Source organism: Snodgrassella alvi, from assembly GCF_040741455.2.
In the GTDB taxonomy this organism is placed as follows: Bacteria; Pseudomonadota; Gammaproteobacteria; order Burkholderiales; family Neisseriaceae; genus Snodgrassella; species Snodgrassella alvi_E.
Genome location: NZ_CP160328.2, coordinates 1,059,285 through 1,075,205 on the forward strand (window position 1 = coordinate 1,059,285; position 15,921 = coordinate 1,075,205).

Here is a 15,921-nt window from a genome sequence, read left to right on the forward strand (position 1 = left end):
GGTATTATTTCCTCTGTTGTTGCAAAAGGCTGAGGCGGGCTGCAAGGCGAGCTGTATCGTCGCGCAGCATTTCAACCTGTGCGGCAAACTGCTGCAACTGAACTTTGCTCACAACCACTGCATCGCTTTCCTGCGCATAGTCAGCAATCTGTGCGGCAATACTCTGACTGATGTCACGTCCCTGCTGATATAGATTTTCCAGCTCAAGCGCTGCTTTCCCGCCGATGGCATCGCCAAAAAGCCGCGCCAAATCATCACGCCAGTCATACTGTAATGCCTGTATCAACGGCAGAATGGCCATGCCCAATGCACGGTCGCCAGTAATTGCAATATCACCAACTCCCGGTTGCTGGCCAATAAGCATTTTAGTCAAAGCGGTGGAAGCAATGGTAATGATAGTTTCAGCTTCGGCGCTGTCTTCTTGCCAGAAACCCTGAGCATCGATGCGGCCTTTGAGTGTCAGCATTGGTAGCACCAGTGCTACTACCCGTTGCTGGTATTGCTGCCAGCTGGCTTTCAGTTCAACATTTTGCTGAATAAGGTGATTCAGTACTGCCAAAGTCAGCATAATGTATCTCTTATCTGCTGCGCCCATTGCGGAGTCACCCATTTCACCGCATCTCGCGGCTGCCAGTGGCGTAACTGATCTAATAACGCTGCAGGTGTTGTGGCTTTACACAGTAAATCCATGTTTTCTGGCGGCATGAAACCGGCGGTAACTGTGTTTTGCAACATTTGAATCAATGGATCAAAAAAACCGGCTACATTCAGAATTCCTACTGGATGCGGATGCAGCTTGAGCTGTGCCTGTGATAAGACTTCAAATAATTCTTCATAGGTACCCAGACCACCGGGCATGGCAATGAAGGCATCAGCCAGTTCTATCATTTTGTTTTTGCGCTCTGTCATATTAGAAGTTTCATACAGTTCGCTTAGTCCTGGATGTGCGCCTTCAAGATTTTTCAAAAAGCTAGGAATTACGCCTATGGCTTCTCCGCCATGGTCAAGCACAGATGAAGCGATGGTACCCATCAGACCGATATTGCCACCTCCGTAAACTAGACGATAGCCTTGTTGTGCCATTTCTTTGCCCAGTTGCTGGGCTGCATCGAAATAGGCTTTATTCTGTCCCAGATTGGAACCACAATAGACAACGATATTTTTCATGCTTGTTTTGTCTCCAAGTCAGAGGCGAATATTATCAGTTAGTATCAATTATTAGCTTTACATTCATATTACTGCCTGCGGATAAGAACCGATTATTTTTAGGAATGCTGAACGTTGCTGTAAGGCAGTCAATGCGGCGGCTACATCAGCATCTTGCTGATGGCCCTCAATATCAATAAAGAAAACATATTCCCATAATCCACCACGACTGGGGCGGCTTTCAAGTTTGGTCATGGATACATGATGGTCTGCAAAAGGCTGGAGCAAATCATGTACGGCACCTGCTTTGTTGGGTGCAGCTACAATCAATGAGGTTTTATCGCGCCCACTACTAGTGGTGACATTGCGCCCAAGTACGAGAAAACGGGTTGTATTGTTGGGTTCGTCTTCGATATTCTGAGCCAGTATCCGCAACTGGTAATGGTCTGCTGCCATTAGAGAAGCAATGGCGGCAGCGCTACTGTCAGCAGCAGCCAGCCGTGCTGCTTCGGCATTACTGGCAACCGCAATGCGAGCTGTTTGCTCGGGCAGATTTTTATCCAACCAGCTTCGGCACTGTGCTAGTGCCTGCGCATGCGCATAAACTTTAGTAATGTTTTCTGTGGAATCGATGATACGCAATAATTGATGATGAATGCGTAGATTAACTTCACCACAAGCTTTTAATGGTGTGGTTACCAACAAATCTAGGCTGCGCCCGACGGAACCTTCGGTCGAATTTTCAATTGGCGTGACAACATAATCGGCTTGTTGCGCCTCTACCAGACGAAATCCTTCGTCTATTGAAGTGCATGGCTGTGTCTGCGCGGCCTGACCAAAGTGTTTGATCGCTGCTTGCTGGGTAAAGGTACCCTGCGGACCAAGATAAGCAATGGTCAAAGGTCGTTCCAGCGCCAAACATTCACTCATAATGGCTCGTTGTAAACGGGCAACCGCCTGACTGGATAGTGGCCCAGGATTCTGTTCCTGTATACGGCGCAAAACAATTGCTTCGCGTTCAGGACGATAGACGATTCCTTCTCCTTTTAAAGTACCGATAGCCTGTGCGTGGCTGGCACGCTTGTTCAGTAAGCGCAAAATTTCGCTGTCTATCTGGTCTATGGCATCGCGATGTGGTTTGAGTTTATCGTTATCAGACATAATTAGTAGTGTTTTAATTGTTGTTCAGAAAAACATGAAAAAGGCAGCCTGCTGCGGCTGCCCATAATCAACGGTGCTTTTTCTGCCACGCAGTGCGCGACAGAGCCCATAGTAAAATGGCACCGCAACTAGTAGAAATCAACATCATGGTGGGCATCACATGAGTCGAACCATTATGCAGCAAGGTAGTCAGCCAGCCAACAGTAGCGGCGATCAAAAATTGCATGGTTCCGAGTACGGCATTGGCACTGCCACCGATTTTACGGAAATAGCTCATAAAACAAGCCTGAGTATTGGAACCAATTAAACCCTGTGAACCGATGGAAAACATAATTAGACCCAATAGCAGAAAAAATGGTGGCCGGTTCATGCTCCACACCACGATGGTCAGCAGTAAATTACAGCCTAGTTGTAGCAGCACACCACTAAGCAGAATATTGCGTGCCGGCGTCGTACGCAGACGGTAAGCTGTGATCCGATTAAACAGCATCATGGTAATCACATTGGCACCGAATGCCCATGAATACTCATGCGGACTCAGGCCATAGATATTCATGTATAAGAAAGACGATTCGGTGAGAAAAACAAACATTGCCGCAAACGCAGCAGTCTGAAAAAACATGAATCCCAATGCCTCGCGCTCATGGAAAACCATTGAAAAATTCTGTTTTATCTTATGAAATACCTGACTATCTAACGGCTGAATATCCATTTTGACCTGCGGCATAAAGCGCCACACGCATAGCAGCACAATTAGAGCATAAAGCAACAGAAAGATAAAAATAACACGCCACCCACCTAATGCCGCCAGCGCCGTACCCAGCATCGGTGCAGCTAATGGAGCAGCAAGGGTAATGATACCAATGGTGGCAAACATTTTTGCAGCTTCATTACCATGGAAAAAATCACGCACGGTTGCGCCAACAGTAACCGTGGCCATGCCGCCACCAATGGCCTGAATCCAGCGCCAAAACAGCAGCTCATCTGCTGAATCAATGAATACAATGGCAATGGCTGAAAGCAGATAAACGCTCAGGCCAATCATGGCAATAACCTTACGTCCTTTAATATCGGATATTGCTCCCCCAAATAGTTGTCCCAGTGCCACGCCAAACATAAAGCTGGCCAAACTGCGTTCAATCTGATCGATAGGTGCATGCAGAGAAGAAGCCATTTCCGGCACAGAAGACAAATAAATATCTGTAGAAAATGGCATAATGGCCACCATCACTGACAATAAAAAAGCCAAATGATGCGGATTGATTAATAACTGATTGGAGGTTGCTTTCATAACCATTCTCTCCGTTGACAGCAGGCTAAACCTTTCAGGTACTCAGTAATGCCACCAGTACAGCTTTGATGGTGTGCATACGATTTTCTGCCTGCTCAAATACGATAGATGCATTACTTTCAAATACATCCTCACTCACTTCAGCACCATCCAGAGCAAACTCTTCAAAGAGCCACTGACCTATGCCGGTATCACGATTGTGAATAGCGGGCAAACAGTGCATGAATCTAACATTGGGATTGTGACTAGCAGCCAGTAACTGTGAATCTACGCGATAAGACTTTAGCTGCTCTATCCGTTCCCGCCACACTTCTTTGGCCTCACCCATCGATACCCAGACATCAGTGTGGATAAAATCGGTTTGATCGACTGCGGCGGCTGCATCTTCGGTTAAAGTTATCCGCGCTCCAGTCTGCTCAGCTATGCTACGACACTGACTGACTAAATCATCGTTTGGCCAGAAAGCACGTGGTGCGCCGATGCGTACATCCATTCCCATTTTGGCACCGGCTACCAGCAAAGAATTACCCATGTTGTAACGCGCATCACCCACATAGGTATAAGCAATCTGGTTTAGAGGTTTTTTACAGTTTTCCTTCATAGTCAGCAAATCAGCCAACATCTGTGTCGGATGAAATTCATTGGTTAATCCGTTAATCACCGGCACACCGGCAAATTCTGCCAGCTGCTCGACAATCTCCTGACCATAACCTCGGTATTCAATCGCATCATACATGCGGCCGAGAACACGTGCGGTATCACGAATGCTTTCCTTATGACCAATCTGACTGCCGCTACTGTCCAGATAAGTTACATGTGCTCCCTGATCGTGTGCTGCCACTTCAAAGGCACAACGGGTACGGGTAGAAGTTTTCTCAAAAATCAGAGCAATGTTTTTACCGCTTAGACGGGGTTGTTCCACACCGATTTTCTTTTCGGTTTTCAGTCTCGCCGCTAGGTCGAGCAGATTCTGAATTTCAGCTGGCGTATAGTCCAGCAGTTTTAAAAAATGATTCTGGTTCACCGTACTCATTATTTTCTCCTTATTTATGTAGGCAGGCATCAGGCCAAGCCAGCTGCTGAAGCATGTTTTCATATATTGCCGATAATTGTGCCAGCGCAGTAATATCCACGCACTCATCAATCTGATGAATGGTCGCATTAACCGGCCCTAGCTCAATGAGTTCCCGAGCTATGTTTTTAATGAAACGGCCATCAGAAGTACCGCCCGTGGTAGAAAGCTCGGCATCCACACCGCAAACAGACTTGATGGCTTTCTGAGCTACGTCGGTTAAACGACCAGCAGTCGTTAGAAAAGGCTGTCCGGACAATGTCCAGTCTATATCATAGTGTAAATTATGCTTATCTAAGATAGTGTGTACACGCTGACGTAGATTTTCGGCACTGGATTCAGTGGAAAAACGGAAGTTAAACTGCACAGTAAGCTCGCCTGGAATAACATTGGTGGCACCAGTACCGGCATGTATATTGGAAATCTGAAAACCGGTAGGAGGAAAATAGGTATTACCATCATCCCAGTGCATGGCAGTGAGTTCAGCCAGTGCTGCCGCTGCTAAATGGACAGGGTTGGCGGCCAGATGCGGATAAGCCACATGTCCCTGCCGGCCGTATACCCGCAATGTGCCGGATAACGAGCCGCGCCGGCCGTTTTTTATCATGTCACCCAGTGTATCTACTGCAGTAGGCTCACCAACAATGCAATAATCAATCAGTTCACCACGCTGTTTCAGGGTTTCGACCACACGTTTGGTGCCATCGTGTCCATCACCCTCTTCATCTGAAGTAATCAGCATAGCCAAACGCAGTGGCAAATCCGGCTGTTGCAGCAGTAAGCGTTCGCAGGCAGTAACAAAAGCCGCGACACTGCTTTTCATATCAGCAGCTCCGCGGCCAAATAATTTGCCTTCACGCTCTGTCGGCGTAAATGGAGGCGAGTTCCAGCGGCTTTCATCACCGGCCGGTACCACATCGGTGTGCCCGGCAAAGCATATCAGCGGCCCCTGATTGCCCCATCGCGCATAAAAATTATCGGTCTCTCCAAAACGCATGGTTTCAATGTTAAAACCAAGTGCGCTGAGCCTGCTCATCAGCAGAGGCTGGCAGCCATGATCATCTGGTGTGACAGACGGCTGTGCAATCAATGCCTTGGCCAGTTTCAGTGTTTCTATTTCCATTATCATAAACTCAATAAAAAATAACTTCAGGCAGCTTGCACAGCTGCCTGAAAACATATTACATCTTTATAAACCAAATTTTCTGTCTTGCCAAACATTTACCCAAAAATTGACAAACCATGGCATCTTATTCATATACCATTTCCGCCCGTTTAACATTACACAGCAGCTCATAGGAAATAGTGCCGGCAGCAGCAGCCACCTCATTGACATTCACCACATCGCCCCATAATTCAACTTCGCTGCCAAGAGACTGGCGGTGGTCATCCAGCTGTACTGTCATCATATCCATAGAAACTCGCCCCAAAACACAGCTACGTGCTCCATCTATGGCCACAGGTGTACCCGTTGCCGCACGACGCGGATAACCGTCAGCATAGCCGCAAGCCACCAACCCGACGCGGGTTGAACGTGAAGTCACAAAGCTGGCACCATAGCCGATTGGCTCTCCCATCTGCAAAACACGCTCACCAAATACTTTACTTACCAGCCGCATCACCGGCTTAAAGCGGCTGTCAGTTCCACCCATCGGCGAAATTCCGTACAGCGCCAAACCAGCACGTCCCCAGCCGCACTGGGTTTGCGGATACGCCATTATCGCGGCAGAATTGGCCAAACTGACATCTCCAGGCAAATCGGCACATACCATCTCGAACGTGTGAATTTGTTCTGCAGTCATGGTTTTCATGGGTTCATCAGCACAGGCAAAATGAGTCATTTTAACCACTTCAGCTACCTTATCACTTTGAGCCAGTGCCTGATAGGCCGGTGCATAATCATGCGGAAAAAAACCAGTACGATGCATGCCCGAATCCATTTTCAGCCATACCGTTACCGGTTTTTGCCAGTTGTACGCCAACAATGATTCCAGCTGCCATAAATTACCCACTACCGGCCACAATCGATATTGATCAACCAGTGCATATTCTTCCTGCGCAAAAACACCTTCCAGCATAACAATAGGTATTTCTATACCCGCTTTACGCAACTCTACCGCCTCGTTGATGCAAGCTACTGCAAAACCATCGGCCACATCAGCCAGCGCCTGTGCACAACGTACCGCCCCATGGCCATAGGCATTGGCCTTCACCACAGCCAGCATTCTGCCGCCGCCATGCATCTGTTTCAGAGCCAGAAAATTATCACGCAAATGATTTAAACGAATATGCGCAACTAACGGACGCATTATTGATCCCCTGTATTGATGTCTGTCATATTATTGTTTCAGTAAAGCAATGCCGGTAAGCGGACCAAACTGTGCCAGTTTACACAAAGGCCCGCGCTGCTGTATATCATAACGCCACAGATTACCACCCAAATCCGTAATATAGATTAGCGAATGGACAAAATCCGCAGCCAGTCCGATTCCTTCCTGTAAACCGGTAGCCAATACCTGATGGTCTCTCAGACCGTCTGCGCAGATAGCTGCACAATTCAGGCTGTTTCCTCCAGCAGCATCGAGACCTCTGTCCGTCCAGTACAGCATCTGGTTGACATGGTCTATTTCCAGATCAATAGGTTCGGGCAGATTATCCAGTACCGTCACAATATCGCTGCGGGTCGCAGCATCAAATTCAGCTTCCGTCTGCAGATGGGCTCGCAGGATACGACCTTCTCCGCCTTTCGGCCGCCCTTTCTGTGTCCAGTAAAAATAATTATGCTGCTTATCCAATGCAATGCCCACACAATGGCGCGCATAGTCATGCGCATCTCGCGGATATAACCCAGTTTGTACCAGTACATCCGTTTTTCCGCTTTGCAAATCATAGCGGCAGACACGCATTCCCTCACGGTCACACCAGTAAAGCTGACCCTCATCTTCATCAAACACCAGTTGCTTGCCGGTAACAAACAAACCATGTCCAACCAGCTCATGCCGCTGCTGTCCGTCGAGCGAAACTTCAGCAATCATTCCATCGGCCTGAAAAAACTCCAGAGAATCCGGTTCTTTTATTCGACCCATACTAGAATAAAACAATCTTTGATGGTGGATATCAACAGCAATTCCATCTGGAAAATCATGCAGATCATCAGCCAGAATCTGGTGTGCTCCCGTCTGAGGATTGAATTCGATAATCCTGCCAACAGGCGCAACTTCCAGCAACAAAATTTTATCGTCAGCCATATACAAACCTTTTCAACAGGATAACCTACATTTTCCGGCCGGAAAATTGGCGCCTGTCAGATTAATAATATATTAACCGTAATGATAAAACTTTTTACATCCTGTGTATGCCACAGACTTTAACACCAGACCGAACTATCTGACATATCTACACATATCGAGCTAACGACAAATCACCAGTTTCAATTTCCGGCTTCACTCCGCTAATGATATCTGCCAAAACTTTTCCCGAACCCAGCCCCATCGTCCAACCCAGCGTACCGTGGCCAGTATTCAGCGACAGATTCACAAACCTGCTGGCACCGATAATCGGCGTACTATCCGGCGTCATCGGCCGCAGGCCGCTCCAGAAAAAAGCTTCCGATGTATGGCAACTGCCAGGAAACAGATCATTCACCACTAAATCTAACACCACCTTGCGAGCCGGATTTAAATGAATACGATAACCCGATAATTCAGCCATTCCACCAGCACGGATGCGTTCATCAAAACGTGTCACAGCCACCTTATAGGTTTCATCAATCACCGTAGAAACGGGAGCTTTATCCTTATCAATGATGGGAATTGTCAGTGAATAACCTTTTACCGGATAGACAGGCAAATTTATTCCCAGTTTACGCATCATACTGCGGCTGAAACTTCCCAAAGCACAAACATAATGGTCCGCATTAAACCACTGACCATTTGCCTCTACCCCTTTAATCGAACACTTATCCTGCCGGATATCAGTAATCGCATGCCGATACAGAAATTTTACCCCCAGCGCCTCACATTTCTCAGCCAGACGGGTGGTGAATAAATGGCAGTCTCCAGTACCATCTTGAGGCAAATATAGAGCACCAGCTAACCTGCCGGCCATATGAGCCAATGCCGGTTCATACTGCGTACATTCCGTCACGCTGTTTAGTATCTGCAACGGCACACCAAAATCCTGTAAAACAGCAATATCCGAGCGCGAGTCAATCACTTCTTTTTCGGTACGGAAAATCTGCAACGTACCCTGCCGGCATCCTTCGTACTGAATATTCTCCTCAGCTTCAAGCTGCCGCAACATTTCTCGGCTATATTCTGAAATACGAACCATACGTTCTTTATTGGTCGCATAGCTTTGCGCATTGCAATTGCGATACATCTGCCACAGCCAGCGTAGCTGAAACAGACTGCCATCAGGCCTGATTAGCAGCGGGGAATGTTCTTTAAACAACCACTTACTTATTTTGGCTGGTATACTTGGTGCAGCCCACGGCGTGGTATAGCCATAGGATAACTGGCCGGCATTAGCAAAACTGGTTTCCATTGCTGCTTGATCAGCTCGCTCCAGCACTGTTACTTCATGACCGGCCTTGGCTAAATACCAGGCAGTGCTTACCCCAACAATACCTGCCCCCATAATCAGAACTTTCATTACATTAGCTCCCTGAAAATCAAACCGGAATATCGCGGCTGTTTAATGGCAGAATCCTGAAAATAAACTGTTTAGTAACTTCTCCTAGTTTAAACAAAGAATGATAGTGAATTTCACTTTATTTTTACCAAAAAAAGGTGTATTTTAATAATTTATCACATTCAAACTACAAATTAATCATGCACCAGATTGATAAAGTGGACATGAAGATTTTGTCCTTACTCCAAAAAAATGCCCGCACCACCATGACCGAACTGGCCGATAAAGTAGGATTGTCTACCACACCGGTTACCGAACGAGTACGGCGGCTGGAGCGTGAAAACATCATTACCGGCTATCACGCTCGTCTGAATCCACGTGCCCTGAATCAAAGCCTGCTGGTATTTGTCGAAATCAAACTGCGTTCTAAATCCGGCAACATCTTCGAGGATTTCCGACGAGAAGTTTTGACCATTCCGCAAGTACTGGAATGCCATCTCATATCTGGCGAATACGATTACCTAATTAAAGTGAGATTGCCCAATATGCACGCCTACCGCAATATGCTGGGCAATATATTGCTCCAGCTACCTGCGGCAGCCGAAAGCCGCAGTTATGTGGTAATGGAAGAAGTAAAAGAAGAACAACTACTACACCTAGAATAAAATCATAGCACTAGCTATTCTAAGACTGAATAATCAGCCTTCTTTCATACTTTATCCTGAATCAGCCTGACCAATAACGCTGTTTCATTGTCCAGCTGAGCCTCATCCTGATTCAAAAACAAATATACCGGCGTAGCACGCCGCACACCATATTTTAATGGTAAAACCTGTAATTCCCCACTGGCCAACTGCGCCTGAATCCGCTCTTCCGGCAGCCAGCCATAGCCTACACCCTGAGTTACAGCCTCAATAGCCGTTTCAATTGTGGTGAACGTCCAGTTTTCTGCTGCACTTACTTGCCGGTAGGGTAGCTGCTGCTGTTCGCGGCTAACAATCTCAATCAACGGATAGCGAACCAGCACATCCTGACCCAGTGGTGCCGGCAAAGTCAGCAGCGGATGCTCACGCTGCGCCACAGCTACAAAGTTCACCTCCAGCAATAACTTTCCCTGACGTATCATTTCTGCGCTCGGCGTGATGATGTAGACATCCGCCTGTTGCTGTTGAAGCACAGCACAGCTTTCACTTCGTAGCACTTCAGTCAGATGAATTTGGGTAGAGGGATAAACCTGTTGAAAACGGCGTAAAACTGTAAACAGACGCGTTTTAGGAAAAATACTGTCCACCACCAAATCTAGCCGTGCCCGCTCACCGCGTTGCAGCGCACGGGAACGGTTTTCCAGCTTCTCAAACCCCTGCAACAGAGGCAAGGCCTGTGCCAGTAGCTGCTGACCAGACGCTGTCAGCTCTGCCTTGCGGCCAACAATAGTCAGCAACGTTACACCCAGCCGTTCCTGCATTAACGTCAACTGGTAGCTCAGGGAAGACTGGCTACGGTTAAAGGCTTCCGCAGCACGGGCAAAACTGCCATAGCTCACCACAGCCTGTAAAAGCTGCCATTGTTCCAGTGTTGTTTTCATCGCGAATCAATCGAAATTTTAGAACATTTTATCTCAAAAATAACGTTATTCATCTGGTCCATACCTGTTTAAACTTCACTTATCCATTTAATCAAAATATCTTTTAATTGAAAGGAAAAAAATGTCTGTATTTGATAAAAACGATCTGAGCAATATTCTAGGAAAACATTTGGTTTACACCTATGATAATGGTTGGAACTACGAAATATACGTGAAAAATGCCACCACAATCGATTACCGCATTCACAGTGGCATAGTGGGCAATCGTTGGGTAAAAAGTCAAAAAGTCTATCTAGTACGGCTGGCTGAAAATGTATACAAAATCTCATGGACCGAACCAACCGGTACCGACGTCAGCCTGAGCGTCAACCTGGCCGACAAAATCTTCCACGGCACCATCTTTTTCCCACGTTGGATAATCAACAATCCGGAAAAAACCGTTTGCTTCCAGAATGAGCATATTCCACAAATGGAAGCTTACCGAGAAGCTGGTCCGGCCTATCCTACGGAAGTAATTGATGAATTTGCCACCATTACCTTCATCCGTGATTGTGGTGAAAATGATGAAAGCATCATTAACTGTCCTGCCAGCGAACTGCCAGCCGATTTTCCGAATAATCTTTAATTAATATCTTCAGAAAACAGGGCGGAAATTAAATTTTCCGCCCTGTTTTTTCATCCTCAAGCCAGTAACAACCATTCGCAGCAATACTTTTTTTAAATATTCAGAACATCTCCATCACACTGCACACTACTTTATTTTTGCTGGTAAAACATGCTTTCAAATATCGAACATATAGATTTAGAAGCTTCAGCACATAGCAGACCTAATTTTTATCAAATAGTATGTAAATCAGAATGAAATTGTACTAAGGCCGAGACAAAGCCTTGAAATTGAGAATGAAATTAAGCAATCTATATAACTATTTTCAAGCAACTAAAAATATTGATAAACCCGACCTATGTTAACAAATTAACAAAATCGAAATATAGTCAAATCATGATTTTTGCCAACGCAAAATCATGATTTAAGCCGGTCATATATTATTATTATGCTTTGTCCAAATGATTGAGAATATCCAAAGCCGGTGCTACATCAGTTTCTGCAACAAAAATATGATCATGATAATAGCCGGCCACAACATTACAGCTGATATTCTGCTGTGCCAGAGCGCGAGAAAAAGCGGCGGTAAGTCCTACAGCAGACAGAGATGAATGCACCTTCAAGGTAATCCAGCCGGCAACATAGTCATAGCTTAGCTGATGCTCATCAGCCACAGCCTGAGGCAGAATCAGCGTAGTTCCCTCACTTTCCTGCACAGTAGCCACAGCAGCAGACAGCAATTCAGCCACCGGCTGCTTTACGGTACAGAACACATATTTGCCCGCATTATGCTGCGGCGCTGCCGATTGGAGCAAAACATGCAAATTACTTTCACCAGACATAATCTTCCCCTGAGTCTAAATATAAAACAACTATCCTAACAGCATTCATATACCAACAAAAGCTTAGGCGTATATTTTTCTGGCTTTCCGACAACACTTCGCTATTTAAAACCAAATATCCAGAATGCACCTCTTTAGTAACAAACAAAATACAGCTAAGAGGCGAGTCGAATATGACTTATAAAAATTCCGTTAGCATAATAAAAAACAGATAAAAAAATGCGCACACGGTTAAGTGTGCGCCAAGTCTACAAAGGAGAAATAGAGGAGAAACTGTTAAACCAACTAGGAGCTGATTTAACGAAGCGAATTATGCCTCAACTACGCCTGCATAGCAAGTCATATTTTGTATTAATTCGACAAAATAAGGTTATTTTAATTAAAAATACCGCAAAATTCATTAACTGCATCTAACTTGTGCTGAAAAAATATCAAAAAAGACTTTATCTTACTATCACTTAGCCATACCAAGGTATTATCTGCCTGCCGGCACACCTGCTGTAGCCTGAATTTGCTCATTTTGCCAGCTTTCACGGATTTTCTGAGCCTTTGCAAAAAAAGCCGTGAGCTTCTGCGCATCACCATCTTGCAGGCATTGCTTCAAATATGCCAGCTCCTGCTGTTGTTTCTCAAGCAGACCAGCCAGCACCTGTCGGTTCGCCAAACAAATATCCGTCCATATCTGCGGATGACTGGCAGCAATTCGAGTGAAATCCCGAAAACCGCTACCAGCAAATTGTAACAGCTCATCCGCATTAGCTGCTTCCGCCAGCTGATGCACATAGGCATAAGCCAGCATATGCGGCAAATGGCTTACAGCAGCAAAAATCGCATCATGTCTGGCTGCATCCAGATGATAAATTTGCGCCTGCACCGCTTGCCACATTGCTTCCACAGCCTGCAAAGCCGTTTTATCCTGCTGCTCATGAGCACAGATAATACATTTTTTTGCAGCAAACAAGCCAAACTGTGCCGCCAGCGCCCCATGACGGTCGGAACCAGCAATCGGATGTGCCGCCACACAGCGCTCATAATGCTGTGGCAACTCAGCAGCAAAAGCCTGCAAAGCCAGCTGCTTAGTACTGCCCACATCAGTGACAATACATCTATCTGGCAAAAATGGCGCAAGCTGGCGACAGATAATCGGCAAAGTATTAACTGGCGTAGCGATGAGCACCATATCGGCATCAGCCATACTTTCTGCATTAATGCATTCGTAGGCACAATCAATTACACGTCGCTCTAAAGCCCGCGTCAGATTGTCAGCATCAATATCAATGCCAACCACCTCTTCCACCCGTGCCGCCCGTTTTAAATCCAGTGCCAGCGAACCACCTATCAGCCCTACCCCAATCAGCACCAGCTTATGCATACTTATCTCAGCAATCATTCTATCCACAACATCATTACCGTGTCCGGCTTATCAGCTTTCATCATCAGAGTGGCCGTCCCCATGCATCCAGAAATTCCTGCCAGTGCGGCGCCTGCAATCCTTTCAGGTAAACCTTCAGACCACGGATTTCCTGTTCGTATTCATCGGCATTCAGAAAACCACGCAACAGATTAAAACGCAGATACATTAAATAAGTATTAGCGGCATCTGTCTCACAGTACTGCCGAATCTGGGTTAATTCTCCCTGCTGATATGCAGCCCAGACCTTACTACCATCCATCCCCAGCTTACCTGGAAAACCACACAGCTTAGCCATATCATCCAACGGAACACAGGCTCGCGCTTGATAGAGAGAAAGCAAATCCATCAAATCACAATGACGTGCATGATAGCGGCTGATATAGTTGTTCCATTTGAAATCTCGGCTGTCACCAAAATCCCCTTCCCCCATATCCCAGTAACGGGCGGCACTGATACCATAAATTAGCGCACGATAATGCAACACCGGTAAATCAAATCCACCACCATTCCAACTCACCAATTGCGGCGTATGTGTTTCAATCAACTCAAAAAAACGTGCAATCAGCGTTTCTTCACTATCTTCTGGCGTGCCAATACTACCAACATGAATTTTTTCTGCCCCCCAGCGCATACAGCATGAAATGGCTACTACCTGCTGCAAATGCAGCTGCATAAAATCATTACCGCCAGTTTTTGCCCTTCGCTGCTGCAAAGCAAACTCCACCACATCGGCATCACTTACTTCCGCCGGCAAATGATGAAGTACCCGGATACCGGCCACATCAGGCACGGTTTCAATATCGAAAGCCAAAATCGGATTCATGGCAATGGTTCACATTGATTAACGAAAGAGTATTGTGGCATGAAGCAAGAAGCCGCGCCATACGTTTTAGCCTCAAAACAGTATTACAACACGGTCAGGATTGTTTTATACTCACAATCAGTCAGAACCAGTGAAAAATGCAGAAAACCCTAAACTCAGAATCATTTTTCTAGCAGCCAAACAGATTTACTTGCCGTATGATTTAAGCCTGTTTTAGCAACAAAATAGCAGCATTTTTCACGCTCATACTGACACATACTTCTCAGGCTGGGCATAATGGCCACAGATTATCAATAACCCCTTATTAACTCATTCTCAGACATTTATGATAAACAAAATCCGCTTATGGCAATGGCTTGTTCCTTTACTGGCCATACCTGTCCTCGCTTCTTGCGACGGTACTCCCGTTCATAATATAGACAAAACCGCCAGTGCCAAATCCGGTATCAGTGACTCAGCATCAGCCAATAAAGCTGCTGCAGTTGGTGCGGCAGTAGATGACGCAACCAATAAAAAAATTAGCGATAATCTGTCCAAAAACATGCAAAAAGCATTTAAAAGCTCAGAGTTAAACGTTCAGAGTATCTATACCACTCCATTTAAAGGTATATATGAAGTGGTAATCACCGGTAATCAGATTATCTATACTGATGAAAATGCCGATTACATCATGCTGGGTAATCTGATTGATCTCAAACACCATCAGAATCTGACGGAGCAACGTATGAGTGATTTATCAAAAATAGATTTTGACCAGTTACCACTGGATAAAGCAATCAAAGAAGTACGTGGCAACGGCACACGGGTAATGGCAGTATTCTCCGACCCAGATTGCCCTTTCTGTAAAAAACTGGAAGAAGAAATCGCCCAGATTGATAACCTCACAGTTTATACATTCCTCATGCCGGTACCCGATCTACATCCAGGCGCACAGAAAAAAGCAGTACAAATATGGTGTCAGAAAGAACGCACCACCGCCTGGACAGAATGGATGCGTCATGGCAAGGAACCAGCCAGCGTAGCCAATTGCAGTAACCCCGTAGAAGACACCATGAAATTAGGCAATAAATTTGGTTTTGATGGTACCCCCACCATGGTATTTCCGAACGGCAAAACCATTTCCGGCCTAATGCGTAAAAATGAACTGGAGCAGGAATTAATCAAAAATCAGAAATAAAAACTGGTCACACGCAAAAGCAGCCGTAAACGGCTGCTTTTTTATTCTGTTTTGAAAAAGTAGTATCCATTTATTCAGCAAAACAGTCTGAAAAGAGCAGTGAGCACACTCAGATCTTACTCTAATCAAAGCTAGCACATCATCTTGTCAAAACAAGCTATTATATCTATTATT

The 15,921-nt window shown here is 45.8% G+C and carries 16 protein-coding genes; 3 read left to right on the forward strand and 13 right to left on the reverse strand.

Features of this window, described 5'->3' with window-relative positions:
* Positions 1–4: 4 nt before the first annotated feature.
* The 9 genes from ABU615_RS04850 to ABU615_RS04890 form a co-directional block, all read right to left on the reverse strand.
* Positions 5–568 carry an SCP2 domain-containing protein gene (locus ABU615_RS04850; protein ID WP_370389304.1) on the reverse strand — a complete coding sequence of 188 codons (564 nt, stop codon included), beginning with the start codon at positions 566–568 and terminating at the stop codon, positions 5–7.
* On the reverse strand, positions 562–1,167 hold the full coding sequence (locus ABU615_RS04855; protein WP_267392146.1) for a TIGR00730 family Rossman fold protein: 606 nt from the start codon (positions 1,165–1,167) through the stop codon (positions 562–564). Before ABU615_RS04855 ends, ABU615_RS04850 begins: the two co-directional genes overlap by 7 nt.
* Before the next feature lie 63 nt (positions 1,168–1,230).
* Positions 1,231–2,307 carry a prephenate dehydratase gene (gene pheA / locus ABU615_RS04860; RefSeq protein ID WP_367421402.1) on the reverse strand — a complete coding sequence of 359 codons (1,077 nt, stop codon included), beginning with the start codon at positions 2,305–2,307 and terminating at the stop codon, positions 1,231–1,233.
* Positions 2,308–2,374: 67 nt separating this feature from the next.
* Positions 2,375–3,598 (reverse strand): multidrug effflux MFS transporter, encoded by a 1,224-nt coding sequence (locus ABU615_RS04865; RefSeq protein ID WP_267392144.1) that lies wholly within the window; start codon positions 3,596–3,598, stop codon positions 2,375–2,377.
* 34 nt (positions 3,599–3,632) lie between these two features.
* Positions 3,633–4,631, reverse strand: coding sequence for an ornithine carbamoyltransferase (gene argF, locus ABU615_RS04870; protein WP_370389305.1), 999 nt, complete (start codon positions 4,629–4,631; stop codon positions 3,633–3,635).
* A 10-nt stretch (positions 4,632–4,641) separates the two neighbouring features.
* Positions 4,642–5,799: a succinyl-diaminopimelate desuccinylase gene (dapE, locus tag ABU615_RS04875; RefSeq protein WP_370389348.1), complete on the reverse strand. Its 1,158-nt coding sequence runs from the start codon at positions 5,797–5,799 to the stop codon at positions 4,642–4,644.
* Positions 5,800–5,920: 121 nt separating this feature from the next.
* Positions 5,921–6,979 carry an alanine racemase gene (alr, locus tag ABU615_RS04880; protein WP_370389306.1) on the reverse strand — a complete coding sequence of 353 codons (1,059 nt, stop codon included), beginning with the start codon at positions 6,977–6,979 and terminating at the stop codon, positions 5,921–5,923.
* Positions 6,980–7,009: 30 nt separating this feature from the next.
* The gene (locus ABU615_RS04885) at positions 7,010–7,918 is read right to left on the reverse strand and encodes a hypothetical protein (protein WP_370389307.1); all 909 of its coding nucleotides are present in this window, start codon (positions 7,916–7,918) and stop codon (positions 7,010–7,012) included.
* A gap of 148 nt (positions 7,919–8,066) precedes the next feature.
* Positions 8,067–9,323 (reverse strand): D-amino acid dehydrogenase, encoded by a 1,257-nt coding sequence (locus ABU615_RS04890; protein WP_370389308.1) that lies wholly within the window; start codon positions 9,321–9,323, stop codon positions 8,067–8,069.
* A 179-nt stretch (positions 9,324–9,502) separates the two neighbouring features.
* On the opposite strand from ABU615_RS04890, the gene ABU615_RS04895 reads away from it, so the two are divergent.
* On the forward strand, positions 9,503–9,967 hold the full coding sequence (locus ABU615_RS04895) for an Lrp/AsnC ligand binding domain-containing protein (protein ID WP_100140483.1): 465 nt from the start codon (positions 9,503–9,505) through the stop codon (positions 9,965–9,967).
* Between the two features lie 44 nt (positions 9,968–10,011).
* Here ABU615_RS04895 and ABU615_RS04900 read toward each other — a convergent pair whose 3' ends face one another.
* The gene (locus ABU615_RS04900; protein WP_267404145.1) at positions 10,012–10,887 is read right to left on the reverse strand and encodes a LysR family transcriptional regulator; all 876 of its coding nucleotides are present in this window, start codon (positions 10,885–10,887) and stop codon (positions 10,012–10,014) included.
* 121 nt (positions 10,888–11,008) lie between these two features.
* Here ABU615_RS04900 and ABU615_RS04905 point away from each other — a divergent pair, with 121 nt between their 5' ends.
* Positions 11,009–11,512 carry a phenolic acid decarboxylase gene (locus ABU615_RS04905; protein ID WP_370389309.1) on the forward strand — a complete coding sequence of 168 codons (504 nt, stop codon included), beginning with the start codon at positions 11,009–11,011 and terminating at the stop codon, positions 11,510–11,512.
* A gap of 425 nt (positions 11,513–11,937) precedes the next feature.
* On the opposite strand, the gene ABU615_RS04910 is transcribed toward ABU615_RS04905, so the two are convergent.
* From ABU615_RS04910 to ABU615_RS04920, 3 genes are all read right to left on the reverse strand, one after another.
* Positions 11,938–12,333, reverse strand: coding sequence for an ACT domain-containing protein (locus ABU615_RS04910; protein ID WP_267392138.1), 396 nt, complete (start codon positions 12,331–12,333; stop codon positions 11,938–11,940).
* Positions 12,334–12,808: 475 nt separating this feature from the next.
* Positions 12,809–13,705, reverse strand: coding sequence for a prephenate dehydrogenase (locus ABU615_RS04915; protein WP_370389310.1), 897 nt, complete (start codon positions 13,703–13,705; stop codon positions 12,809–12,811).
* A gap of 64 nt (positions 13,706–13,769) precedes the next feature.
* Positions 13,770–14,570: a 3'-5' exonuclease gene (locus ABU615_RS04920; RefSeq protein WP_100157322.1), complete on the reverse strand. Its 801-nt coding sequence runs from the start codon at positions 14,568–14,570 to the stop codon at positions 13,770–13,772.
* Between the two features lie 325 nt (positions 14,571–14,895).
* Here ABU615_RS04920 and ABU615_RS04925 point away from each other — a divergent pair, with 325 nt between their 5' ends.
* Positions 14,896–15,747: a DsbC family protein gene (locus ABU615_RS04925; protein ID WP_267408546.1), complete on the forward strand. Its 852-nt coding sequence runs from the start codon at positions 14,896–14,898 to the stop codon at positions 15,745–15,747.
* The last annotated feature ends 174 nt before the right edge of the window (positions 15,748–15,921 follow it).